The 23,062-nt window shown below is 65.6% G+C and carries 21 protein-coding genes; 13 read left to right on the top strand and 8 right to left on the bottom strand.

All coding sequences use genetic code 11. The features are described 5' to 3' along the window. Nucleotides 1–172 precede the first annotated feature (172 nt). On the bottom strand, nt 173–1,009 hold the full coding sequence (locus KME82_RS09890) for a glycine zipper 2TM domain-containing protein (RefSeq protein ID WP_215498350.1): 837 nt from the start codon (nt 1,007–1,009) through the stop codon (nt 173–175). Nucleotides 1,010–1,231: 222 nt separating this feature from the next. Here KME82_RS09890 and KME82_RS09885 point away from each other — a divergent pair, with 222 nt between their 5' ends. Both KME82_RS09885 and KME82_RS09880 read left to right on the top strand, forming a co-directional pair. Then, entirely contained in the window at nt 1,232–1,453 is a 222-nt protein-coding gene (locus tag KME82_RS09885) for a DUF6116 family protein (protein ID WP_036109572.1), read from the top strand. Between the two features lie 4 nt (nt 1,454–1,457). Then, nucleotides 1,458–2,228, top strand: coding sequence for a TatD family hydrolase (locus KME82_RS09880; RefSeq protein WP_215498349.1), 771 nt, complete (start codon nt 1,458–1,460; stop codon nt 2,226–2,228). Between the two features lie 760 nt (nt 2,229–2,988). Here KME82_RS09880 and KME82_RS09875 read toward each other — a convergent pair. Next, a complete protein-coding gene (locus tag KME82_RS09875; protein WP_215498348.1) occupies nt 2,989–3,804 on the bottom strand; it encodes a tRNA threonylcarbamoyladenosine dehydratase in 816 nt (271 codons plus the stop codon). Between the two features lie 269 nt (nt 3,805–4,073). On the opposite strand from KME82_RS09875, the gene KME82_RS09870 reads away from it, so the two are divergent. The 3 genes from KME82_RS09870 to KME82_RS09860 all read left to right on the top strand — a co-directional run bounded on the left by KME82_RS09870 (nt 4,074) and on the right by KME82_RS09860 (nt 6,722). Continuing rightward, a complete protein-coding gene (locus tag KME82_RS09870) occupies nt 4,074–4,526 on the top strand; it encodes a hypothetical protein (protein ID WP_215498347.1) in 453 nt (150 codons plus the stop codon). Nucleotides 4,527–4,861: 335 nt separating this feature from the next. Next, nucleotides 4,862–5,368, top strand: coding sequence for a glycine zipper 2TM domain-containing protein (locus KME82_RS09865; protein ID WP_056108264.1), 507 nt, complete (start codon nt 4,862–4,864; stop codon nt 5,366–5,368). Nucleotides 5,369–5,615: 247 nt separating this feature from the next. After that, the gene (locus tag KME82_RS09860; RefSeq protein WP_215498346.1) at nt 5,616–6,722 is read left to right on the top strand and encodes a M35 family metallo-endopeptidase; all 1,107 of its coding nucleotides are present in this window, start codon (nt 5,616–5,618) and stop codon (nt 6,720–6,722) included. Between the two features lie 816 nt (nt 6,723–7,538). On the opposite strand, the gene KME82_RS09855 is transcribed toward KME82_RS09860, so the two are convergent. Next, nucleotides 7,539–7,745: a cold-shock protein gene (locus KME82_RS09855; protein ID WP_036109558.1), complete on the bottom strand. Its 207-nt coding sequence runs from the start codon at nt 7,743–7,745 to the stop codon at nt 7,539–7,541. Nucleotides 7,746–7,958: 213 nt separating this feature from the next. Here KME82_RS09855 and KME82_RS09850 point away from each other — a divergent pair, with 213 nt between their 5' ends. The 3 genes from KME82_RS09850 to KME82_RS09840 all read left to right on the top strand — a co-directional run bounded on the left by KME82_RS09850 (nt 7,959) and on the right by KME82_RS09840 (nt 10,810). Further along, nucleotides 7,959–8,444 carry a DUF456 domain-containing protein gene (locus KME82_RS09850; protein ID WP_215498345.1) on the top strand — a complete coding sequence of 162 codons (486 nt, stop codon included), beginning with the start codon at nt 7,959–7,961 and terminating at the stop codon, nt 8,442–8,444. A gap of 155 nt (nt 8,445–8,599) precedes the next feature. Then, a complete protein-coding gene (locus tag KME82_RS09845) occupies nt 8,600–9,772 on the top strand; it encodes a phospholipase A (protein WP_215498344.1) in 1,173 nt (390 codons plus the stop codon). An 81-nt stretch (nt 9,773–9,853) separates the two neighbouring features. Then, complete coding sequence (locus KME82_RS09840) at nt 9,854–10,810, top strand: patatin-like phospholipase family protein (RefSeq protein ID WP_215498343.1); 957 nt, start codon at nt 9,854–9,856, stop codon at nt 10,808–10,810. A 198-nt stretch (nt 10,811–11,008) separates the two neighbouring features. Here KME82_RS09840 and KME82_RS09835 read toward each other — a convergent pair whose 3' ends face one another. Next, nucleotides 11,009–12,571, bottom strand: coding sequence for a fumarate hydratase (locus KME82_RS09835; protein ID WP_215498342.1), 1,563 nt, complete (start codon nt 12,569–12,571; stop codon nt 11,009–11,011). Nucleotides 12,572–12,698: 127 nt separating this feature from the next. Between KME82_RS09835 and KME82_RS09830 the strand changes: the two genes are divergently transcribed. Further along, nucleotides 12,699–13,067, top strand: coding sequence for a hypothetical protein (locus KME82_RS09830; RefSeq protein ID WP_215498341.1), 369 nt, complete (start codon nt 12,699–12,701; stop codon nt 13,065–13,067). A 101-nt stretch (nt 13,068–13,168) separates the two neighbouring features. Here KME82_RS09830 and KME82_RS09825 read toward each other — a convergent pair whose 3' ends face one another. Then, complete coding sequence (locus tag KME82_RS09825) at nt 13,169–13,408, bottom strand: hypothetical protein (protein WP_215498340.1); 240 nt, start codon at nt 13,406–13,408, stop codon at nt 13,169–13,171. 238 nt (nt 13,409–13,646) lie between these two features. Between KME82_RS09825 and KME82_RS09820 the strand changes: the two genes are divergently transcribed. Beyond that, nucleotides 13,647–13,961, top strand: coding sequence for an NIPSNAP family protein (locus KME82_RS09820; protein WP_215498339.1), 315 nt, complete (start codon nt 13,647–13,649; stop codon nt 13,959–13,961). Between the two features lie 57 nt (nt 13,962–14,018). Here KME82_RS09820 and KME82_RS09815 read toward each other — a convergent pair whose 3' ends face one another. Next, nucleotides 14,019–14,513, bottom strand: coding sequence for a hypothetical protein (locus KME82_RS09815; protein ID WP_215498338.1), 495 nt, complete (start codon nt 14,511–14,513; stop codon nt 14,019–14,021). Nucleotides 14,514–14,643: 130 nt separating this feature from the next. Between KME82_RS09815 and KME82_RS09810 the strand changes: the two genes are divergently transcribed. After that, nucleotides 14,644–16,536, top strand: a complete 1,893-nt coding sequence (locus KME82_RS09810) for an ABC transporter ATP-binding protein (RefSeq protein WP_215498337.1) — start codon at nt 14,644–14,646, stop codon at nt 16,534–16,536. An 18-nt stretch (nt 16,537–16,554) separates the two neighbouring features. Here the strand turns inward: KME82_RS09810 and KME82_RS09805 are convergent, their stop codons facing one another. Continuing rightward, nucleotides 16,555–17,196 (bottom strand): hypothetical protein, encoded by a 642-nt coding sequence (locus tag KME82_RS09805; RefSeq protein WP_215498336.1) that lies wholly within the window; start codon nt 17,194–17,196, stop codon nt 16,555–16,557. 79 nt (nt 17,197–17,275) lie between these two features. Between KME82_RS09805 and KME82_RS09800 the strand changes: the two genes are divergently transcribed. After that, nucleotides 17,276–18,472 carry a PQQ-dependent sugar dehydrogenase gene (locus KME82_RS09800; RefSeq protein WP_215498335.1) on the top strand — a complete coding sequence of 399 codons (1,197 nt, stop codon included), beginning with the start codon at nt 17,276–17,278 and terminating at the stop codon, nt 18,470–18,472. Nucleotides 18,473–19,511: 1,039 nt separating this feature from the next. Here KME82_RS09800 and KME82_RS09795 read toward each other — a convergent pair. Continuing rightward, nucleotides 19,512–21,929 carry a Tex family protein gene (locus tag KME82_RS09795; protein ID WP_215498334.1) on the bottom strand — a complete coding sequence of 806 codons (2,418 nt, stop codon included), beginning with the start codon at nt 21,927–21,929 and terminating at the stop codon, nt 19,512–19,514. Between the two features lie 303 nt (nt 21,930–22,232). Here KME82_RS09795 and KME82_RS09790 point away from each other — a divergent pair, with 303 nt between their 5' ends. After that, the gene (locus tag KME82_RS09790; protein WP_215498333.1) at nt 22,233–23,042 is read left to right on the top strand and encodes a ferredoxin--NADP reductase; all 810 of its coding nucleotides are present in this window, start codon (nt 22,233–22,235) and stop codon (nt 23,040–23,042) included. The last annotated feature ends 20 nt before the right edge of the window (nt 23,043–23,062 follow it).

Here is a 23,062-nt window from a genome sequence, read left to right as displayed (position 1 = left end):
AGACCTGGGGGGCAGAAAGACCGCCATTGTAATGGTCGGGCCCGGCCGGAGTAGCCCTATCGGACCGGCCCGTCGCATTACGCAAGTTTCCCGCATCCCGGCCGTGGCACGCGCAAAAAAGAACGGGGCTGGATGATCCGGCCCCGTTCGGGAGCTGCTTGCCTGGCGAGGATCAGCCGCGGCTGGGCACCGAGGCGGTCGCGGTCTGGGTCACGACCTGACCGTCGATGACCGGCAGGCGCTGGGCCGGACGCTCGTTCATGCGGATGGTCTGTTCCTGGCCCTGGTAGCGGTAGGTCACGTCGTAGCCGACCACCTTGTTCTCGTTGCCCAGGGCGATGCGGCTGCCCGGCTTGGACTCGGTACGCATCGTGCCGGTGGTGCCGTCCGGGTTGCGGAAGGTCACGTTGTAGGCGACCACGCGCGAGGACTGCGAGCTGTCGGACACGGTGTGGCACTGACGCTCGGTGCGGTTCACGACCCGGCCGCCGACATGGTTGCGGTCGACCCGGTTGCCGATGAAGCCGCCGGCCACGGCGCCGGCCGCGGTCGCGGCCTTCTTGCCGTTGCCGCCGCCGACCTGATTGCCGAGCAGGCCGCCGATGACCGCACCGGCGACGGTGCCGCCGACGTTGCCGTCGCGCTCGGGCAGGCGTTCTTGCACGACCACGTCGTTGCAGACTTCGCGCGGGGTCGACACGGTATTGGTCTCGCGCACCGGATCGGTGCCGATCACGGTCGCGTAGAGCTTTTCTTTCTGGTTGATCGGCTTGACGTTGACCACGTCGGCGTATTCGACCTGCGGCGCCGGGGCGTTGATCGCACCGTTCGCGGCGATGTTGTCGCCCTCGGCGGTGGCGCCGTTGATCGGCAACTGCGCGTTCGGCGCCGGCACCAGGCCGGCCTGCGCAGTGGCGGCATCGTTGCCGCGGAAGCTCTGGAACGCGGCAACGGCCACGCCGCCTACCAACAGCGACGCAATCGCGACTGCAATCAAGTTCTTGTTCATTTGGAGCCTCCTGCAGCGGGGTCACCGCGGTGATGATTCGATCCTGACAGCGGCCGCGAACGAGGCGTCGCCGGACAATGCAGGACCGCGTTGTGGACGCCGTCATTGCACCACCGGGATGCTGAACCGGTGCCTATTGATTTTCGCCAATCTGTCCCCTGTCTGAACCGTCACGCCGCTACGTGCTAGCGTGTTTGCCAACCCGGTCACACCTCAATCGCCATGGCCAATCCGCTGCTCGCTCCCCTGATGGGTTTTCTCGGACGCTTGAGCTATCCGCGTCTGTTCATGCTCACCGCGGCCCTGTTCGCGTTCGATCTGGTGATTCCGGACTTCGTGCCGTTCGCCGACGAGATCCTGCTCGGCCTGGGCACCTTGTTGCTGGCCAACTTCAAGAAGCGCAAGGAACCGCAGCCGCCGACCGTGCTGCCGCCGTCGCGCTGAGCGCATGTCCGCGCTGGTCGACAGCCACTGCCATCTCGACGCGCCGGAATTCGATCCCGATCGCGCGCAAGTGATCGCACGCGCGCGCGACGCCGGCGTGACCCGGCAGGTCGTGCCGGCGATCGACGCCGCGGGCTGGCCGAAACTGCGCGAGGTCTGCGCGACCGATCCGGGCCTGCATCCGGCCTACGGCCTGCACCCGATGTACCTGTCGTCGCATCGGCCGCGGCATCTGGATGAACTGCGCGATTGGCTCGATCGCGAGCGTCCGTGCGCGGTCGGCGAATGCGGGTTGGACTATTTCGTCGAAGGCCTGGATCGCGACGAGCAGTCGCGTTATTTCGACGGCCAGTTGCAACTCGCGCGCGAATTCGCGCTGCCGGTGATCGTGCATGCGCGTCACGCGGTCGAAGCGACCATCGCCGCGATCCGTCGCGTCGGCAACCTGCGCGGCGTGGTGCATAGCTATTCCGGCAGCGAGGAACAGGCCGAGCAGTTGTGGAAACTCGGCTTCATGATCGGCCTCGGCGGACCGGTCACCTACGACCGCGCCAAGCGCCTGCGCCGCATCGTCGCGGCGATGCCGATCGAATTCCTGCTGCTGGAAACCGACGCGCCGGATCAGCCCGATGCTGACATTCGCGGACAACGCAATGAACCGGCACGTCTGGCCGGCGTGTGCGAGGTCATCGCGCAATTGCGCGGCGTGCCGGCCGAACAAGTCGCCGAGGCCACTTCGGCCAATGCGCGGCGGTTGTTTGGACTGGCGGATTGATCGCGCGGCGCGATCTGAACGAAAAGCGTCGGGGCTGAAGCCCCTCCCACAAAAGACTTCATGGCCGCGTCGCGGACGGTGGGCCAGTTCCAGATGCGGGGGGGGGCTAGCAATCGTTCTTATCGTAGCGACGCTATGCGCTTTCGGACCCGATATCGCGCGTTCGCTCGACTTCGTAATCATGTCGCGATGGAGCCCTGGATCCCCGCCTTCGCGGGGATGACGGCTTTGGGGAAGCGCGGGCTGTGCCGATGCATTGTTGGCGCGGTTGCCGGCAACGATCGCGAAAATTTCCGCGTAAAACGTCGGCGCGGCTGAATTCGATGTGGCTGAAACGGCGCGGTCGCGGCTCGCGCCGCTCCTACAGGTAGGCCATGTGCCTTCGGCCTGAGCCTGAAGTCGTGCAGTTCATCCAGCGCTGCGAAGCACCTAACTCGCGAGAACGAAAGAACACCCGGAGGGCGGCGCACATGGATGTGCGCCGTGCGCCACCGAGACAGGATGTCTCGTGTGGCGCATGCCCGCGTCGGCACCGATCGTGCGGGCCTTTGATTCAAAGAAAAGCGTTTTTCTTTGGTTACCTTTCTTTTGTCGCTTTTGACAAAAGAAAGTGACCCGCCGCTTTAGTGGCGGAAGCTTTTGATCCTGCTTGAAGCTTTGCAGCTTTAAGGCTTCAAAGCTTTTGAGCTTCAGAGACTTCGAAGCGCAATAGCCTTCGCGGCAAAAGCAAAACACCCAAGAAACGACAGACCCTCGTCCCTCAAGCCACCGGCACCTTAGGCTTAAGCAAAATCTCCAACGCCCGCGCGACCGCAGCAAACGCAAACACCCCCGTGATGTGCGTAGCCGCCCCCAATCCCGCCCCACAATCAAGCTTGAGCGAAGCATCCCCATCAAGCTTGGGCCGCAACCCGCACACCGTGCCGTCGGCCTGCGGATACTTCACGTTTTCCAGCGAATAAATCGCCGAGACGCCGAAGTAACGATCCGGATTCTTGGGAAAATTGAACTCCCCTCGCAGCTTCTTGCGGATCAACGCCAGCATCGCATCGTGCTCGGTGCGCGACAGATCGCGCACCCGCACCAGGGTCGGGTCGGTGCGCCCGCCGGCCGAGCCGACCGCGATCACCGGCAGCTTGCGCCGCCGGCACCAGGCGATCAGCTCGACCTTGCTGCGGAAACTGTCGCAGGCGTCCAGCACCAGGTCGAAGCCGCGATCGAGCAGCTCATCGAGGTTGGACGGGGTCAGGAAGCTCTGGATCGCGTCGACCTCGATCGCCGGGCTGATCGCGCGGCAGCGCTCGGCCATCGCCTCGACCTTGGCGCGGCCGTAATTTCCGTCCAGGGCCGGCAACTGGCGATTGGTGTTGGACACGCACAGGTCGTCGGCGTCGATCAGGGTCAGGTGGCCGATGCCGGTGCGGGCCAGGGCCTCGACCGCCCAGGAGCCGACCCCACCCATGCCGACCACGGCGATGCGGCATTGGCGGAAACGGGTCACGGCGCCTTGGCCGTACAGTCGGTCGATGCCGGCAAAACGCTCTTGCCAGACGGTATCGGAAGTGGATTCGCTCATCGCGCCATTGTAGTGGCGAAGGCCGGCGATTCCGGCCGTGGCGATGGAAAGCAGCGGCTCATGGCCGCAACCGCGACGCGCGGCCGCATGCCGGTACCCAGCCGCCGCGGCTCCGTCAAGCGCGCTGAAACCGTCCCGTCGGCGCCGATTCAAATCGCTCGCCATCCACCACCCGCATCGCCTTCGGCCGCCCCCGCGCGCCGCGCCGCTGACCCCGGCCTCACATCGCTGCATGCTATGGTTCCGCGATCTTGGATGGAGGCCAGGCAATGAGCGAAACCCAGCCCACCAATGCCGCAGTCAAACGCAAAGGCAATGGTTCGAAGTACCTGTTCCTGTTTTTGTTCGGCCTGGTCGGCGGCGCGGTCGCCACGGTCATGGCCGTACGCGCGCTCGAGCAGCGCAAGGACCATTTCCCCGACAGCGTCATGCACCTGCAGCAGTGGCACCTGGGCCAGCTCAAGGGCAAGGCCGAGCAGAACCGGTGCGGCGCCACCGACACCCTGCCGCACCTGAAGTCGCTGCGCATGCTGGCCGACGACCTCGACCCGGCCTTCCCCGACCTCAAGGACGACCCGCGCTTCGCCCAGCATTCGGCCAAGATGCGCGCCGCGCTCGACAGTGCGCTGACCAGTCCGCCGGTAAGCTGCGCCGGGGTGACCGAGGTGTCCAATCAGATCGGCGAGGCCTGCAAGGCCTGTCATCAGGATTTCCGCGGCTGAGGCGGGAATGGGGAATCGGGAGTCGGGAATCGCCGCGGCGATCGTGTCGGTTCGTCGGTATTCGCGCTGACGAATGGCGGGCCGGCTCCTTGCTCGCTTCGCAATCCGTGCGCTCCGATCGTGTTCGACGCAACCGGCTGCGAATCGCGGGTTAAGCGCGAACCCGCTGCGTCGCCGCGTCCCATCGCGGCGTTCGCAGCCCCTGCCCCAACCTGAACGCGCCTGCAAACAAAGCGCAAGCAGCCACATAAATTGAACACGTGTTCACACGCCGGCTTATAGCGTGTCCAGCGCGTGGCGACTTCCGCCACTCGCTCACAGCGCAGGAGCCTCGAATGAATACCAAGAATTTCCGATTGCTGGCCGTAGCCGCCGCAGCTTCGCTGGCGCTCGCCGGCTGCGCGACCTCGCCGGGTTACGGCGGTGGCGGCGGCTACAACAACGGCGGTTACAACAACCCGCCGCCGTCGGGATACGGCAACCAGAACAACAGCTGCTACGACTGCGGCGTCGTCACCCGGATCGAGCAGATCAGCACCCAGAGCAACGCCCCGAGCGCCACCGGCGCGGTGCTGGGCGGCCTGGTCGGCGCCGTCGCCGGCCGCAAGATCGCCGACGACCACACCGACAGCAAGGGCCGCAAGAACACCGCCACCGTCGGCGGCGCGGTCGCCGGCGCCATCGCCGGCAACGCGATCCAGAACCGGGTCGGCGCGCCGAGCTACAACGTCTATGTGCGCATGGACGACGGCCGCACCCAGGTCGTCACCCAGAAAGATCTCGGCGGCATTCGCGAGAACACCTATGTGCGCGTCAACAACGGTCGCGCCTACGTTCGCTGATCCGCGTCACGCACATGCATCGCGGCGTTCGCAACGCCGGCATTATTGAAACAATGTAACGAAGAAAAACGGCCCGCAATGCGGGCCGTTTTTCTTTTGCCGCGAGCACGATACGAGTTCACAACAGGCATCACGATTAGCCGCGGAACTGGAGCACTTATTGGGGTCTTCATGACGAAGGCGTTGCGCTAGGGTCATTCGCGTCCGCCTCGCGGGCCTCGTCAACGCAAGATCAGGAGATCGTGGAATGAACCTTCGCTTCGTGCATGTGGTTTCCGCGGGTGCCGTATTGGCCGGCGCCATCGCCGCCGCCATCGCCGCGCCCGGCGCGGTACAGAACAATCCGCTGCGTGTCGGCATGGTCGCCGTCAACGGCGCCGCCGACGATTTCCTCGGCTCGGTCGAGGTCAGCATCACCAACACCAGCCGCAAGGCGGTGCGCCTGCCGAAGTGGCAACTGCCTTCGGACCAGTTCGATTCCAAGCTGTTCACCATCAGCTACAACGGCCAGCCGGTCGCGTACGAAGGCGCGATGGTCAAGCGCGGCCTGCCGCAGGCCGAAGACTTCGCGATCCTGCAGCCGGGCGAAACCTATCGCCGGGTGATCGATCTGTCGGCGGGTTACGACCTGTCCCGGACCGGCCAATATGTGGTGGCGTTCAACACGCCGCTGCAACATGCCTCGACCTCCGACCGGGTGATGCTGCATCAGAACAACGGCCTGCCGATGTCGGCGCAGAGCGCGCCGCTGAGCCTGTGGGTCGACGGACTGGATCAACTCGGCGGCGAAAAGATGTCCGCCGTGGCGAAGAAGCCGGTAGGCCCCACCGCCGTGGTCAACGGCGTCAACTACGTCGGCTGCACCACCGCGCGCACCAGCACCGCCGGCCAGGCGGTCAACGCCGCGCGCACCTACGCCGAAAACGCCAAGGGCTATCTCAACGCCGGCAACATCGGCCCGCGCTATACCACCTGGTTCGGCGCCTACACCTCCAGCCGTCTCAACACCGCGCGCAGCCACTTCGTCAACATCGATTCGGCGATCGACCAGAACAACGGCCAGATCACCATCAACTGCGGCTGCACCAGCAGCGCCTACGCGTATGTCTACGCCAACCAGCCGTATCAGATCTATGTGTGCAACGCGTTCTGGAATGCGCCGTTGACCGGCACCGACTCCAAGGCCGGCACCTTGATCCATGAAATGAGCCACTTCACCGTGGTGGCCGGCACCGACGACCACGTCTACGGCCAGACCGGCGCGAAGAACCTCGCGATCAGCAATCCGACCAACGCGCTCGACAACGCCGACAACCACGAGTACTTCGCCGAGAACACGCCGTTCCAGAACTGATCGGTACAGCGCGACGCTCGCGCGTCGCAATCGCCTGCTGCGACAGGCGACGACGGCCCGCTTCGGCGGGCCGTTTTTTTTTGCGCATCGATGTTGGGTTCGGGTTTGCGCGACTGCCCACCTGACTGATTCAACTACCTGTCTTGCGCGCAGCTCTTCGCCACTCAAGGCTTCACGCCTGCGGCGGCGCACAGACGATCATCGATCGCACGGCTCAACCCCGTCGCCACGATCCATGCGTTGGATACCCACGAGCCTGGCGCAGGATGCGATCGACAGACAGGACGCGGTGGCATGCGATGGGAGACGAGGCCCGTCGCATGCCGCGCCGCAGGCTCCTTCCGCCCGGACGGGCGGACGCGCGGAACCGGCGCGATCGGATTGGAGCGCCGGTATCCGCACTGCCATGGACAGCGCCGCCGCCACAAGGACGTGCGGCGGCCGGCGAGGCGATCGGGGTGGCCGGGGGCATGAAGTCCCCGGCCTTTTTCGTCTTGACCTGTCGATGATCCAGCCGCGTCGAAGTCGGCAAACCAACGCGACCATCGGCATTGGACCGACCGCGGCGGATCATCCGCAAAATTTAAATCGATATAAATTCAGCCCCATCCAGCGTCGTAACGCCCAGGAATGCGTCGACGCTTGGCGGCGGGACGCACAGGCACGTTTCGTAGCGACTAGCGACAGCCGGCGAACGAGTATTTCGAAGTGTGACAAACATCAAAAATACACAAAAGAAAAACCCGGCCTGGGCCGGGTTTTTCTGACGCGGATGCGGCGCGGCGAAGCGTCGCGATCGAGCTTGTCTGCGTCGTATTACAGCGGTTCGACCGCGTCCGCCTGCAGGCCCTTCTGACCCTGCACGACGGTGAAGGAAACCTTCTGGCCTTCCTTCAAGCTTTTGAAGCCCTGGGACTGGATAGCACGGAAATGCACGAAGACGTCTTCGCCATTTTCACGGCTGATAAAGCCAAATCCCTTGGCGTCGTTGAACCACTTAACGGTACCGGTTTCTTTGGACATCGTTACTCTCTCCTTGGAACGAGGTGTTGTTAACGCGAGCATCGCGTGCTGGTTGCAAGGAGGAAGCGAGGTGCAACGATGTAGCGGATCGATGGATCAACCGCATCGGGCCACGATTCACGGTGACCCTTGGCAAACCAAGCGCCCGCAACGTACCCCGACATGGGCCAAAATGCAAACAGCCCGGACAGCCTGTCCGGACGGGGATTGCGCATGGATTTGACTACGTTTTATTACATCTTGGCGGGCGTACTGGTGGTGCTCGGAATCGTCGGCACGGTGCTGCCCGCCCTGCCCGGCCTGCCCCTGGTTTTCGGCGGCATGCTGCTGGCCTCGTGGGCGTCGGGTTTCGAGAAAGTGGGCTGGGTCACCCTGGTCGTGCTGGGCCTGCTGACCGCGCTGTCGATGGTGATCGACTTCGCCGCCACCGCAATGGGGGCCAAACGGGTCGGGGCGAGCAAGCTGGCGATCATCGGCTCGATCATCGGCACCTTCGCCGGCCTGATGTTCGGCTTCATCGGCATCTTCATCGGCCCGTTCGTCGGCGCGCTGATCGGCGAACTGATCCATACCCGCAAGCTCGACCAGGCCACCAAGGTCGGGGTCGGCACCTGGGTCGGCATCCTGGTCGGCACCGTGCTCAAGCTCGGCCTGGCGTTCGCGATGCTCGGCCTGTTCGCGATCTTCTGGTTCTTCTGATCGGCGCGCCGGCTCCGGCCTCGCCGGCCGGAGTCCGCGATCGCGCCGGCACCGGGCTGGTGCGGCACCGACACGATTCACGCTTCGTTCGCAGCGCAGTGCAAGACTGCTGCGGCTTTATCCACCTGCCTTCCGCATCACCAGCGAGTCGCCCGATGCCCTATTCCCCCACCGCTCCCATCCGCGCCGCGCTGCTCCTGGCCGCGACCGCGACGCCCTCGCTCGCGTTCGCGCAGACCGGCGTGCAACCGGCCACGCCCGAAGCCTGCCTGGCGATCAACGTCGACGCCGATCGCCTGGCCTGTTACGACACCGCGCTCGGCCGCCAAGCCGGCGACGCGCGCCAGGCCGACATCGCCGCCAAGGAGGCCAAGGCGATCCGCAAGAACCTGGAAGTAAGCGACGAACTGGCCGGCGAAGCCAAGCCGAGCGTGCGCGAACGCGCGCGCCGCGCGGTGGCGGGCAATTTGTTCAGTCACGAAGAACCGCTCGCCGACGCGATCGCCAACGCCGGCAAGGGCGGCCTGCTCGACAGCCGCTGGGAACTGGCCAAGGACTCCAAGCTGGGCCTGTTCAACTTCCGCGCCTACAAACCGGTGTACCTGCTGCCGGTGTTCTGGAACAACGATCCCAACGAATTGCCGCATTCGCCCAACCCGCGCAACACCGTGACCGAACCGCAGTCGCTGCAGAGCGTGGAAGCCAAGTTCCAGATCAGCTTCAAGACCAAGGCGGTGGAAAACCTGTTCGGCGACAACGGCGATGTGTGGTTGGGCTACACCCAGTCCTCGCGCTGGCAGGTCTACAACGGCGACAACTCGCGTCCGTTCCGCGAAACCAACTACGAACCCGAAGCGATGCTGGTGTTCCGCAACAACTACCACATCGGCGGCTGGAGCGGCCGCATGGCCGCGATCGGGCTCAATCACCAGTCCAACGGCCGCGCCGATCCGCTGTCGCGCAGCTGGAACCGGGTGATCGGACAGGTCGGCCTGGACCGCGAGAACTGGTCGATCGTCGCGCGCCCGTGGTGGCGCATCTCCGACGGCAACGACGACGACAATCCGGACATCGAGGATTACATCGGCCGCGGCGACCTGACCATCGTGCATCGTCGCGGCGGTCACGAGTTTTCGCTGATGGCGCGGCATTCGCTGCGCGGCGGCGATCGCTCGCACGGCGCGTTGCAGTTCGACTGGGGCTTTCCGATCTACAACCAGTTGCGCGGCCATCTGCAGGTGTTCGACGGCTACGGCGAAAGCCTGATCGACTACAACCATCGCGCGACGTATATCGGCCTGGGCGTGTCGTTGCTGGAGTGGTATTGATCGCAACGCGAAACTGCGACCGAGTGTGACCCGGGGCGTCGACCGGCTGCGTTAACCTGCGCCGGTTCGACGGAGAACCCGATGAAGATGCAGCGCATCCTCTCGCTGGACGGCGGAGGCATCCGCGGCCTGGTGAGTTGTCACTGGCTGGCCGGCGTGGAACAGGCGCTGGCCGCCACCGGAAAACCCGGCTTGTTGAAACATTTCGACCTGATCGCCGGCAGTTCGACCGGCGCATTGGTTGCCTGCGGGCTCGCCCACGGCATCAGCCCCGACACGCTGGCGCAGTTGTATCGCGCGCAGCGCCACGTGATCTTTCCCAATCTCGCCGGGCGGTTGTGGTCGCGCGCCAACCGCCTGATCAGCGACGGCTTGTCGGCGCCGCGCTACGACGGCGTCGGCATCGAGAAAGTGCTGCGCAAGGTGTTCGGCAAGACCACGCTGGGCCAGCTCAAGGCGCCGGTGCTGATCACCAGTTACGACACGATTTCGCGCACGCCGGTGATCTTCAAGAGTTTCGATCCGAAGCATCGCGACCTGCCGGTGTGGGAGGTCTGCCGCGCGTCCAGCGCCGCGCCGACGTATTTCCCTGCGCATGCGATGAAGGTCGAGGGCAAGCAGTGCGCGCTGATCGACGGCGGCGTGGTCGCCAACAATCCGACCGCCTGCGCGATCGCCGAGGCGCTGCGCAAGGACGCCCGGGTCGACAACAGCCGCGATCTGGTGGTGCTGTCGGTCGGCACCGGCGAGCGCACGCGCAGCATCGACCTGGACTCGGCGCGCTCGTGGGGCGCGCTGGAATGGGCGGTGCCGATCATCGATGTCTTGTTCGACGGCAATACCGATTCGGTCGACTACATCGCGCGGCAACTGGTCGGCGACGGGTATTACCGTATGCAGGCCGAGTTGCTGATCGGGCTGGACGATCTGGACGATACGAGCGAAACCAATGTGCTGGGGTTGGAGACCTTGGCCAAGGAGTATCTGGCCCGGCCGGCGACGAAGAAGATGCTGGCGCAGTTGGTCAAGCGGCTTTGATCGCGCTTGCGTGATCGCGATCAAAGCCGCGACAACCCACTGCAGGAGCGGCGCGAGCCGCGACCGCGACATTACGGTTACGACGCAAGCGCGATGTCGCGGTCGCGGCTCGCGCCGCTCCTACAGCCAGGCATCGAAACATTCGCTGTAAACAAAAAACGCCCGGATAACCGGGCGTTTTGTTTGCGTCGACGCGACTTATTCAACCACCACCGGAATCTTGCCGATCCGCGTCTGCCATTCCTTCGGCCCGGTCTTGTGCACCGATTCGCCGGTGCTGTCGACCGCAACCGTCACCGGCATGTCCTGCACGGTGAATTCGTAGATCGCTTCCATCCCCAGGTCGGCGAAACCGACCACGCGCGAGGCCTTGATCGCTTTCGACACCAGATAAGCCGCGCCGCCGACCGCCATCAGATACACCGAACGATGCTTCTTGATCGCATCGATGCCGGCCGGGCCGCGCTCGGCCTTGCCGACCATGCCCAGCAATCCGGTCTGCGCCAGCACCTGTTCGGTGAACTTGTCCATGCGCGTGGCGGTGGTGGGGCCGGCCGGGCCGACGACTTCGTCGCGCACCGGATCGACCGGACCGACGTAATAGATGAAGCGGCCCTTGAAATCGACCGGCAGGGCTTCGCCCTTGTTGAGCATCTCGACCATGCGCTTGTGCGCGGCGTCGCGGCCGGTCAGCAGCTTGCCGTTGAGCAGCAGCACTTCGCCGGGCTTCCAGCTGGCGACGTCTTCGGGCGTGACCGTGTCGAGATCGACGCGACGGCCCTTGGACGCGTCGTAGGTCAGCGTCGGCCAATCTTCCAGCGACGGCGGATCGAGCATGACCGGGCCGCTGCCGTCGAGGGTGAAGTGCGCGTGGCGGGTCGCGGCGCAGTTCGGAATCATCGCCACCGGCAGATTGGCGGCGTGGGTCGGGTAATCCTTGACCTTGATGTCGAGCACCGTGGTCAGGCCGCCCAGGCCCTGCGCGCCGATGCCGAGCGCGTTGACCTTTTCGTACAACTCAAGACGCAGCTCTTCGGCGCGATTGCTGGCGCCGCGCGCCTGCAGGTCGGTGATGTCGATCGGCTCCATCAGCGATTCCTTCGCCAGCAGCATCGCCTTCTCGGCGGTGCCGCCGATGCCGATGCCGAGCATGCCCGGCGGGCACCAGCCCGCGCCCATGGTCGGCACGGTCTTGAGCACCCAGTCGACGATCGAGTCCGACGGATTGAGCATCGCGAATTTCGACTTGGCTTCCGAACCGCCGCCCTTGGCCGCGACGATCACGTCGAGCTTGTTGCCCGGCACGACCTTGACGTTGATCACCGCCGGCGTGTTGTCCTTGGTGTTGCCGCGCTTGCCGGCCGGATCGGCGAGCACGCTGGCGCGCAGCTTGTTGTCGGGATGCAGGTAGGCGCGGCGCACGCCTTCGTTGACCATGTCGTCTACGCCCATGGTCGCGCCGTCCCAGCGCACGTCCATGCCGATTTCCAGAAATACGGTGACGATGCCGGTGTCCTGGCAGATCGGCCGGTGGCCTTCGGCGCACATGCGCGAGTTGATCAGGATCTGCGCGATCGCGTCCTTGGCCGCGACGCTTTCCTCGCGCTCGTAGGCGGCGGCGAGGTTCTTGATGTAGTCGACCGGATGGTAATAGCTGATGTACTGCAGGGCATCGGCGACGGACTGGATCAGGTCGTCCTGGCGGATGACGACGGGGCCGCTGGAAGCGGCTGGGGACGGGCTGGCGGTCACGGCGGGCATCAAGGCTGGCGGTGGGGATCGTTATTCTACCCGTCCGCCCCGCTCGCGGCCCTTGCCGGGACGGGCGAGGCGCCGGCGGTTAAGCTGCCCCGGCCGTCATTGCCCCAGCGCTTGCGAGCCCGACGCCATGCCCTACACCGCGCCTCGTTCCGAACTGCCGGCGCCGCCGGCGAACCGATCGCGCCCGCTGCTGCTGGCGCTCGGCCTGATCGTATCGGCCTTGTGCGGGCTGCTGCCGTTGCTGGTGGTGCCCGCGTTCGCGCAGACCTTCACCGCCTTCGGCGCCGACCTGCCCTGGGCGACCGCGCTGCTGATCGCCCGACCCTGGCTGGGCTGCGCGCTGCCCTTGCTGGTGCTGGCGCTGTGGTGGCTGTGGCCGCGGCCGAGACGCGATCTGGCCGCCTGTGTGTTCGGCGTGGTCGGCGGGCTGGGCCTGCTCGCGCTGATGGCGGTGGTGTTGTACCTGCCCATCTTCAAGCTGGCCGCGACGGTCTGACGGGCCGGTCGAGCGAGCCCGATGAGCAAGTGCGACCCGCCGCCCCATGATCGGGACCGCGGGCCGCGATCGCGCCTGCTTCGATAACCGGCGTCAGCGCTTTACTGCGGGCAAGCGTCCAGCACGCAGCCGCGCCACAGCATCTGGCAGTAATACTCGTCCTGGCCGGACTCGCGGCAGGTCTCGAGGACATCGTAGTAACAGTAGACACCGCCCGCGCACACGATCAGATCGCGCGGCGCCGCGCTGGCGCCGAAGGCGAACGCAAAGGCGAACGCGGCCAGGGCGACGGTGACGCGGCGATGGAGGGACAGCTTGCCTTTCAACGGCTGGATCTTCATTCGAACTCTCCTTTTCGATGGATGGATCAGCACTGCAAGATCGATGGCTCCTCGCGGAGCCGGGCCACGTTACGCCAGCGCCCGCATCGGCGACAGCGCCGGCGCGGCGGTTTGTGCGCCATTGAGCAGTTCGCGGGCGACGCGGCGGACCATCGCGCAATACGCTCAGGTTCCCGATATCACTTGCGCGCGTGTCCGCGCCGGTTAGATTGATCCGGACCCCACTGCGGAGCATCCCGTGATCACCTGCTTCCTGCGTTACGTCATCGACCCGTATCAACTGGCCGAGTTCGAGCATTACGGCCGACTGTGGATACCCCTGGTAGAGAAATTCGGCGGCACCCACCACGGCTATTTCATGCCGTCCGAAGGCGCGAGCAACATCGCATTGGCGATGTTCTCTTTCCCCAGCCTGGCCGCCTACGAGGACTACCGCACGCGCTCGCTCGAAGACCCCGAGTGCCAGGCCGCGTTCGCCTACGCACGCGAGAACCGCTGCATCGTCAGTTACGAGCGCAGCTTCTTCCGGCCGGTGTTCGGCGGCGAGGCGTAGACCTCGCATCGCCGACATGCAGCGCCGACGTCATGCGGCGTGGCGCCACTGGGCTCACTACTCGTTGCGATCCTTATGGGTATCCGCCTCGTCCTGCAAATGCAGCCGGTCCTTCGCAGGACCCAGCATCCCCCACAACACCAGCCAGATCACCGCGATGCTGACCACGATACTGAGCAACGCGATACCGCGGCCTTCATCCACGAACAGCATCACGCCCGCGGGAAACACGCCCAGACTGAACGAGGGCGCGAAAAAGAAGCCGAGCACGACCGCATGCACCAGCATTCGCCGCGCACGCGACTTGATCAGCGTGGACAAGGCCCACGCCACCGCATAGACCGCGACGAAGCAGACATAGAACATACCGATCAACGCATAAGCCAAACCGGTGAAATCCGATGCCGCCGCTTCACCCGCGTGCAACGCGGCGGCCGCCGCGGCGATGGTCGAAACCGGCTTCAAGCGCGTATACATGCAGGTCATCCCTGTGTTGCGTTCCATTGCTGCATCCCAAGTTCGCGCGCGTAGCGAACACCGGCGCGCGCCCATGCCTGACCCGGGGCCCTGACCGGCGGCGTCAGCATCGCACAGCCCTGCCCGCGCCGCCGAGCCACGCCCGCGACCGCCATGGCCGCGATCGAAACACGACCTTGACCCCGGACTTGGGCACAATCGCCGCATGAGCACTCCCAGCGACGCCGCCAAGCCGTCCCGCAACGCAAGCCCCGGCAACGGCGGCAAACCGTCCCTGCGCGAGCGCTTCGACGCGCTGCGCAACCTGCGCCCGTTCCTCAAGCAGATCTGGGCAACCAGTCCGTCGCTGACCCTGCTCACGCTCGGCCTGCGCCTGATCCGCGCGCTGCTGCCGATCGCGACCTTGTACGTCGGCAAGCTGATCATCGACGAAGCGGTGCGCCTGGTCGCGACCGGGCACGGCTTCGGCTCCTTGTCCGAAGCCTGGGCGAGCGGACAGCTCGACACCTTGTTGGCGCTGCTCGCGTTGGAGTTCGGCCTCGCGATCGGCTCGGACTTGCTCGGCCGGATCGTCAACTACGGCGACTCGCTGCTGTCGGAGCTGTTCACCAATGCCACCAGCGTGCGCCTGATGGAACACGCGGCCACCTTGGACCTGGAGGATTTCGAAGACCCCGACCTGCAGGACAAGCTCGACCGCGCGCGCCGCCAGACCATGGGCCGGATGAGCCTGATGAGCCAGTTGTTCGGCCAGTTGCAGGACACCATCACCGTGGTCAGCTTCGCGGTCGGCCTGTTGGTGTATGCGCCGTGGCTGATCCTGCTGCTCGCGGTGGCGCTGATCCCGGCCTTCGTCGGCGAAGCGCATTTCAACGCCTTGGGCTATTCGCTCAACTTCGCCTGGACGCCGGAACGGCGCCAGCTCGAATACGTGCGCCAGATGGGCGCCAGCGTCGAGACCGCGAAGGAAGTGAAGATCTTCAATCTGCACCGTTTCCTGATCGCCAAGTACCGCGAGCTCGCCGACAAGTTCTTCGCCGCCAACCGCGCCCTCGCCCGCCGTCGCGCGCTGTGGGGCACCGTGCTCGCGGGGCTCGGCACGCTGGGCTACTACATCGCTTACGGGTACATCGCGTGGCGCACGGTGCGCGGCGATTTCAGCATTGGCGATCTCACCTTCCTGGCCGGCAGCTTTCGCCGGCTGCGCCAGTTGCTGGAAGGATTGCTGGTCGGTTTTTCGCAGGTCGCCGGACAGGCGCTGTACCTGGAAGACCTGTTCTCGTTCTTCGAAATCCAGCCCGAGATCACCTCGCCGGCCAACCCGGTCGCGGTGCCGAAACCGATCGTGCGCGGCTTCGTGTTCGAGAACGTGGGCTTTCGTTACCCCGACGCGGAACGTTGGGCCTTGCGCGGCCTGAACTTCGAACTGCGCGCGGGCGAGGTGCTGGCCTTGGTCGGCGAGAACGGCGCCGGCAAGACCACCCTGGTCAAGCTGCTCGCGCGCCTGTACGACCCCGACGAAGGCCGCATCCTGCTCGACGGCCGCGACCTGCGCGATTACGACCTGGACGAATTGCGCGCGAGCATCGGGGTGATCTTCCAGGACTTCGTGCGCTATCACTTGACCGCCGGCGAAAACATCGGCGTCGGCCAGATCGATGCGATGACCGACATCGAGCGCATCCGCAACGCGGCGCGGCGTTCGTCGGCCGACGAGGTGATCGAAAGCCTGCCGCGCGGTTACGACCAGCTGATCGGCCGGCGCTTCAAGACCGGCGTGGATCTGTCGGGCGGGCAATGGCAGAAGATCGCGATCGCGCGCGCCTACATGCGCGATGCGCAGGTGATGATCCTCGACGAACCGACCGCGGCGCTGGACGCGCGCGCGGAGTTCGAAGTGTTCCAGCGCTTCAAGGAATTGTCCTCGGACACCACCGCGGTGCTGATCTCGCACCGCTTCTCCAGCGTGCGCATGGCCGACCGCATCCTGGTGCTGGCCGAGGGCCGGCTCGAAGCCAGCGGCACCCACACCGAACTGCTCGCGCAGGGCGGCCGCTACGCCGAATTGTTCGAACTGCAGGCCGCGGGTTATCGCTGAGCGGCCGCGCGCCGCCGCTCAGCGCGGCGCGGGCGCCGATCCGAGCGCGGGAATGAATTCTTCCTGCACGCGCGAGGCGCCCGGCTCGCTGACGACGTTCGCCGCGAGCACGCCGATGTAACCGCCGTGCCGGGCAACTTCGACCGTGCAGCGATCGTAGGGGCCGTTGAGCATGCTCATGGCGTCGCCTTCGGCCAGCAGCACGAACGCCTGTTCGACCGCCTGGTCGTCGTCGCCCGGACGCAGTTTGCCGTTGCGCGTGCGGTAGGTCCGGGTGTCTGCGGTCTCGCCCTTGAGCCGGACCGATACGGCCGAATCCGCCGCCGCATCGAAATACACACGCACGCCCTCGGGCACGGATTCGATCCGGTCGATGAAACACGAATGCCCTGCGGCGCGGGCCGGCGTCGCAATCGCGCTCAGTGCGATCACGAGGCTCGCGGCAAGAGCGCACGCGACAGGGTGAGCCGACAACGGCATCAATGAACTCCTTTTCGTTGGACCGCCGTGCGGACGATGATCGGCCCCGCCGACGACGCATGGACGAAGCCGCGCCGGCTCCCGGCGCGGCTGCGAGCATGCCGCCGCAGGCCCGCGGCTGGCAAGCCGCTGCCGTGCGGGATCACGTTTTCGCCGATGTTGTCGCTCGATCACGCACATCGCGCGGCGCGTTTGTCCGACCCGCGGCCAGCGGCTATGGTGTGGATCGCCGAAGCCTTTCCCTCACAGGAGCGACTGCATGACGACTGCCCTCACCCGCACGATTCCGGCCCTGATCCTGCTGCTCGGCCTGTCCGCCTGCCAGCGCGGCGGCCAGGCCGAAGCCGCCGCGGCCCAACCCGTGCCGGCGCCGGCGCAACGCGCGTCCCACGAAGTGCCCAGCGAAGCCGGACCGGTGCGCGTACACGAGATCGCGTCGGGACTCGAGCATCCGTGGTCGGTGGCGTTGCTGCCCGATGGCGCATTTCTGGTCACCGAACGCCCCGGGCGCCTGCGCCGCGTCGGCGCCGACGGCGCGATCTCCGCACCGATCGCCGGCGTGCCGGCGGTGTGGGCCAAGGGCCAGGGCGGCCTGCTCGACGTGGTGCTCGCGCCGGATTTCGCCAGCAGCAAACGCATCTACCTGAGCTACGCCGAACCCGGCCCGGACGACAGCGCCGGCACCGCGGTGGCGTCGGCGATCCTGGGCGATGCCGCGTTGTCGGACGTCAAGGTGATCTATCAGCAACAGCCCAAGCTGGTCGGCCCGAATCACTTCGGTTCGCGCCTGGCCTTCGACAACAGCGGGCATATCTTCATCACCCAGGGCGAGCGCCAGCAGCGCATGGCCTCGCAGGAACTCGACAAGCTGCAGGGCAAGCTGGTGCGGCTCAATCTCGACGGCAGCGTGCCGGCCGACAACCCCTTCGTCGGCCGCAAGGATGCGCGCCCAGAGATCTGGAGCTACGGCCATCGCAACATGCAATCGCTGGCGGTCGACCCGCGCACCGGCACGCTGTGGGAAGCCGAGCACGGCCCGCGCGGCGGCGACGAAATCAATCTGCCGCAGCCGGGCAAGAATTACGGTTGGCCGTTGATCACCAACGGCATCGATTACAGCGGCCAGAAGATCGCCGAGGCGGAAGGCAAGGACAAGCCGGGGCTGGAGTCGCCGTATCACGTCTGGGAAGTGTCGCCGGCGTTGTCGGGCATGGCGTTCTACACCGGCCATGCCGGGTCGCCGTGGAACGACAGTCTGTTCCTGGGCGCATTGGCCGATGGCAGCCTGATCCGGCTGACGCTGGATGGGGACAAGGTGGTCAAGGAGGAGCGTCTGCTGCGGTCGCTGGGATGGCGGATTCGCGATGTGCGGGTGTCGGGCGACGGCAAGGTGTATGTGTTGACGGATGAGGATCAGGGGAAGTTGTTGCGGTTGGATCCGCCTGCGGGGAAGTGAAGTTTCCGTTGCGTGCGACATTCGGCATTGATGTACGTGGCGACATCGCAGCCCCTGTAGGAGCGACGCGAGTCGCGACCGCGACATTTCGACAACGTCGAAGCCCACGCCGTAGTTGTGTTTTCGCGGTCGCGGCTCGCGCCGCTCCTACAGGCAGGCCATGTGGCTTCGCCCGAGGTCAGGTTTCGTCCCCACTGTAGGAGCGACGTGAGTCGCGACCGCGACATTTCAACAATGTCGAAACCTACGCAGCAGTTGGGTTTTCGCGGTCGCGGCTTACGCCGCTCCTACAGGTAGGCATGTGGCTTTCGCTCGAAGTCCCGCAGTTCATCCAGCGCTGCGAAGCGGCCGACTCGCGTTAGCAAAAGCACACCCGGAGGGCGGCGCACAGGGATGTGCGCCGTGCGCCACCGAGACAGGATGTCTCGTGTGGCGCATGCCTGCGCAAGCACCGATCGTGCGGCTTTTGATTCGAAACAGGAACGCCTTTTTCTTTGGTGACTTTCTTTTGTGGCTCTGGACAAAAGAAAGTTACCCGCCGCTTTAGTGGCGGAAGCTTTTGATCCTGCTGGAAGCTCCTGAAAGCTGCAAAGCTATAGAACCTTTGAAGCCGAAGGCAAGATCAACAGCTTTCGTCCGCAAGCGGCCGAGTTACTTTCTTTTGTCAAAAGCGACAAAAGAAAGGTAACCAAAGAAAAACGCTTTTCTTTGAATCAAGGGCCCGCAAGTTCGGGGCTTACGCGGGCATGCGCCACACGGGACATCCATGTCCCGGTGGCGCACGGCGTGCATCCCTGCACGCCGCCCTTCGGGTGTGCTGTTGCTAACGCGAGTTACAGGCTTCGCAGCGCTGGATGAACTGCGCGGCTTCAGGCTTAGAGCTGAAAGCGATGGCAATGGCAATGGCAATGGCAATGGCAATGGCAATGGCAACTGCAACAACCTAAGGTCGCTGCGACAATAGATCAGACAATAAAAAAGCCGCTTGCTCCTCGGAGCAAGCGGCTTTCTTTATCGGGCGAGCCCGATCAACCGACGATCAAGACTTCTGCTTCGCGCGAGCGAACGCGTCCGCCAATGCCCCGCCCATCGGCGCCGCCGCCTTGCCCTGCGGCGCGGACGAACCACCGCGCTGCGGCGGTTGATCGCGACGTGGGCCGCGATGGCCGTCGTTGCCGCGCGCACCGCCGCGATCGTTACGGTCGCCGCGGTCGTTGCCGCGGGTCGCCGCCTCGCCCGGCGGACGCGGCGCCGGCACCGGGTCGTCGAGACGGCGGGTCAAGGCGATGCGCTTGCGCGGCAGGTCGACCTCCAGCACTCGCACCTTGACCACGTCGCCGGCCTTGACCACCTCGCGCGGGTCCTTGACGTACTTGTCCGACAAGGCCGAGATGTGGATCAGGCCGTCCTGATGCACGCCGATGTCGACGAAGGCGCCGAACGCCGCGACGTTGCTGATCACGCCTTCCAGGATCATGCCGACCTTGAGGTCGCGCAGTTCCTCCACGCCGTCGGCGAACTTGGCCGCCTTGAACTCCGGACGCGGGTCGCGGCCGGGTTTCTCCATTTCCTTGAGGATGTCGCGCACCGTCGGCACGCCGAATTTTTCGTCGGTGAACTGCTCGGGTTTGAGGCCGCGCACGAACTGCGGATCGCCGAGCAACTGCTTCACCTCGCGGCCGCACTGCTGGACGATGCGCTCGACCACCGGGTAGGCCTCGGGGTGGACCGCCGAGGCGTCCAGCGGCTGCTCGCCGTCGACGATGCGCAGGAAGCCGGCGCATTGTTCGAAGGTCTTGTCGCCCAGGCGCGGCACTTTCAGCAGCGCCTTGCGCGAGGCGAACGGGCCGTTTTCGTCGCGGTGGCGGACGATGTTCTCGGCGACCGTGCTCGACAGGCCCGACACGCGCGCCAGCAACGCCGCCGAAGCGGTGTTGACGTAGACACCGACCGCGTTCACGCAGTCCTCGACCCGCGCATCGAGCGCGCGCGCCAGGCGGTATTGGTCGACATCGTGCTGGTACTGGCCCACGCCGATCGCCTTGGGTTCGATCTTGACCAGTTCGGCCAGCGGGTCCTGCAGGCGCCGCGCGATCGAGACCGCGCCGCGGATGCTCACGTCCAGATCGGGGAATTCCCTGGAAGCGAATTCGGACGCGGAATACACCGACGCGCCGGCCTCGCTGACCACGGCCTTGGTCAACTTGGTGTCGGCCATCAGCTTGATCAGATCGCCGGCCAGCTTGTCGGTTTCGCGCGAGGCGGTGCCGTTGCCGATCGCGATCAGTTCGACCTGATGCTTCGCGCACAGTGCGCGCAGCGTGTGCAGCGACTGGTCCCACTGCTTGCGCGGTTCGTGCGGGTAGATGGTGTCGTGCGCGACCAGCTTGCCGGTGGCGTCGACGACCGCGACCTTGACCCCGGTGCGCAGGCCCGGATCGAGGCCGAGCACCGCGCGCGGACCGGCCGGCGCGGCCAGCAGCAAATCCTTGAGGTTGTCGCCGAATACGTCGATCGCCTCGGCCTCGGCCTTTTCGCGCGCCTGTCCGAACAGGTCGAGCAGCAGATGCAGGTGCAGCTTGGCCCGCCAGGCCAGGCGGCAGGCATCGAGCAGCCAGCGGTCGGCGGCGCGGCCCTGATCGGCGATGCCGGCGTTGAGCGCGACCCGGCCTTCGCCGTAGGCGTGGCCGGCTTCGGCGTCGCTGCCCGGGTCGAGTTCGAGGAACACGATTTCCTCGCGGCGCGCGCGGAACAGCGCGAGCAGGCGATGCGAGGGAATCTTGGCCAGCGACTCGCTGTGATCGAAATAGTCGCGGTACTTCGCGCCTTCGGTTTCCTTGCCCTCGGCCACGCGCGCGCGGATCACCCCGACTTCGCTCAGCCAGGTGCGCAGCTCGCCGACCAGGCGGGCGTCTTCGCCCCAGCGTTCCATCAGGATCGCGCGCGCGCCTTCGAGCGCGGCCTTGACGTCGGCGACCTGTTTTTCCTCGCTGACGAAACCGGCCGCGAATTCCTCGGGCTTGCGCGTGGGATCGGCAAGCAGACCGTCGGCCAGCGGCTCCAGGCCGGCTTCGCGCGCGATCTGCGCCTTGGTCCGGCGCTTGGGCTTGTAAGGCAGGTACAGGTCTTCCAGCCGCGACTTGGTGTCGGCCGCTTCGATGTCGGCGCGCAGTTCGTCGGTCAGTTTGCCTTGCTCGGCGATGCTTTCGAGCACCGCGGCGCGGCGTTCCTCGAGTTCGCGCAGGTAGGACAGGCGCGTTTCGAGATCGCGCAACTGGATGTCGTCGAGGCCGCCGGTGACTTCCTTGCGGTAGCGCGCGATGAACGGCACGGTCGAGCCTTCGTCGAGCAAGGCGATCGCGGACAGGGCCTGGGCGGTCTGGGCGCCGATCTCGACGGCGATGAGTTGGGCGATCTTCTGCGCGATGTGCGCGGACTGCGTGTTCTTGACTTGCATCGTTTCCAATCGTTTAGCCCCGCAGGCGGGGGACGCGGGGATTGTCGCAATGCTGAGGTGAAGGGGGAACCCGTTGACACGGGGCGGGAATCGGGAATGGGGAATCGGGAATCGGCAAAGCGGCGGCGGCGCAGTCGAGTCTCACGGGACTTCGAAGGCGGCATGACTGCTTTTCCGATTCCCGACTCCCCATTCCCGATTCCCGACTCCCGGCTCCCGGCTCCCGGCTCCCGGCCCCCAGATAAGAACCGCTCTCATCCCTCAGGTACAATAGCCGCCCCGCTCCACCCGAAAACCCCGGCAATGTCCTCCGCTTTTGGCACCGAGACGGTGCTGGACGTCCGTCACTGGACCGACGACTACTTCAGCTTCACCACCACCCGCGACGACGGATTCCGCTTCGAGAACGGCCAGTTCGTGATGATCGGACTGAACGTCGAGCAGGCGGACGGTTCGTCCAAGCCGCTGCTGCGCGCGTATTCGATCGCCAGCGCCAACTGGGAAGAGCAGCTCGAGTTCTTCAGCATCAAGGTGCCCAACGGCCCGCTGACCTCACGGCTGAAATCGATCCAGCCCGGCGACAGCGTGCTGATCGGGCGCAAGCCGACCGGCACCTTGCTGATCCACGACCTGCATCCGGGCCGCAATCTGTACCTGCTCGGCACCGGCACCGGGTTCGCGCCGTGGCTGTCGGTGATCAAGGATCCGGAAACCTACGAGCGCTTCGAGAACGTGGTGCTCTGCCACGGCGTGCGCAGCGAGCAGGATCTCGCGTATCGCGACTACATCGTCAACGAACTGCCGCATCACGAGTTCCTCGGCGAGCAGATCGCGGCCAAGCTCAAGTACTACCCGGCGGTGTCGCGGCAGGCGTTCGAATTCGCCGGACGCGACCAGCGCGGCCGTTTGACCGAGATGATGGCCAGCGGCCGGATGATGGAGCAACTGGGCATCGCCCCGCTCGACGCCGAGCACGACCGCGCGATGATCTGCGGCAGTCCGCAGATGCTGGCCGACTTCCGTGAAATCCTCGACGGCCGCGGTTTCACTGCGGCGCCGCGCATCGGCACGCCGGGCCAGTACGTGTTCGAACGGGCCTTCGTCGAGAAATGAGCGGCCTGGCCAGCGGCTGG

The organism is Lysobacter capsici, assembly GCF_018732085.1.
In the GTDB taxonomy this organism is placed as follows: Bacteria; Pseudomonadota; Gammaproteobacteria; order Xanthomonadales; family Xanthomonadaceae; genus Lysobacter; species Lysobacter capsici_A.
This window is presented reverse-complemented; position numbering and strand designations above follow the sequence as displayed.

Coding starts and splice junctions, on each gene's coding strand:
- KME82_RS09890 (WP_215498350.1), bottom strand. CDS start 1,009: ATGAACAAGAACTTGATTGCAGTCGCGATTGCGTCGCTGTTGGTAGGC.
- KME82_RS09885 (WP_036109572.1), top strand. CDS start 1,232: ATGGCCAATCCGCTGCTCGCTCCCCTGATGGGTTTTCTCGGACGCTTG.
- KME82_RS09880 (WP_215498349.1), top strand. CDS start 1,458: ATGTCCGCGCTGGTCGACAGCCACTGCCATCTCGACGCGCCGGAATTC.
- KME82_RS09875 (WP_215498348.1), bottom strand. CDS start 3,804: ATGAGCGAATCCACTTCCGATACCGTCTGGCAAGAGCGTTTTGCCGGC.
- KME82_RS09870 (WP_215498347.1), top strand. CDS start 4,074: ATGAGCGAAACCCAGCCCACCAATGCCGCAGTCAAACGCAAAGGCAAT.
- KME82_RS09865 (WP_056108264.1), top strand. CDS start 4,862: ATGAATACCAAGAATTTCCGATTGCTGGCCGTAGCCGCCGCAGCTTCG.
- KME82_RS09860 (WP_215498346.1), top strand. CDS start 5,616: ATGAACCTTCGCTTCGTGCATGTGGTTTCCGCGGGTGCCGTATTGGCC.
- KME82_RS09855 (WP_036109558.1), bottom strand. CDS start 7,745: ATGTCCAAAGAAACCGGTACCGTTAAGTGGTTCAACGACGCCAAGGGA.
- KME82_RS09850 (WP_215498345.1), top strand. CDS start 7,959: ATGGATTTGACTACGTTTTATTACATCTTGGCGGGCGTACTGGTGGTG.
- KME82_RS09845 (WP_215498344.1), top strand. CDS start 8,600: ATGCCCTATTCCCCCACCGCTCCCATCCGCGCCGCGCTGCTCCTGGCC.
- KME82_RS09840 (WP_215498343.1), top strand. CDS start 9,854: ATGAAGATGCAGCGCATCCTCTCGCTGGACGGCGGAGGCATCCGCGGC.
- KME82_RS09835 (WP_215498342.1), bottom strand. CDS start 12,571: ATGCCCGCCGTGACCGCCAGCCCGTCCCCAGCCGCTTCCAGCGGCCCC.
- KME82_RS09830 (WP_215498341.1), top strand. CDS start 12,699: ATGCCCTACACCGCGCCTCGTTCCGAACTGCCGGCGCCGCCGGCGAAC.
- KME82_RS09825 (WP_215498340.1), bottom strand. CDS start 13,408: ATGAAGATCCAGCCGTTGAAAGGCAAGCTGTCCCTCCATCGCCGCGTC.
- KME82_RS09815 (WP_215498338.1), bottom strand. CDS start 14,513: ATGGGCGCGCGCCGGTGTTCGCTACGCGCGCGAACTTGGGATGCAGCA.
- KME82_RS09810 (WP_215498337.1), top strand. CDS start 14,644: ATGAGCACTCCCAGCGACGCCGCCAAGCCGTCCCGCAACGCAAGCCCC.
- KME82_RS09805 (WP_215498336.1), bottom strand. CDS start 17,196: ATGTGCGTGATCGAGCGACAACATCGGCGAAAACGTGATCCCGCACGG.
- KME82_RS09800 (WP_215498335.1), top strand. CDS start 17,276: ATGACGACTGCCCTCACCCGCACGATTCCGGCCCTGATCCTGCTGCTC.
- KME82_RS09795 (WP_215498334.1), bottom strand. CDS start 21,929: ATGCAAGTCAAGAACACGCAGTCCGCGCACATCGCGCAGAAGATCGCC.
- KME82_RS09790 (WP_215498333.1), top strand. CDS start 22,233: ATGTCCTCCGCTTTTGGCACCGAGACGGTGCTGGACGTCCGTCACTGG.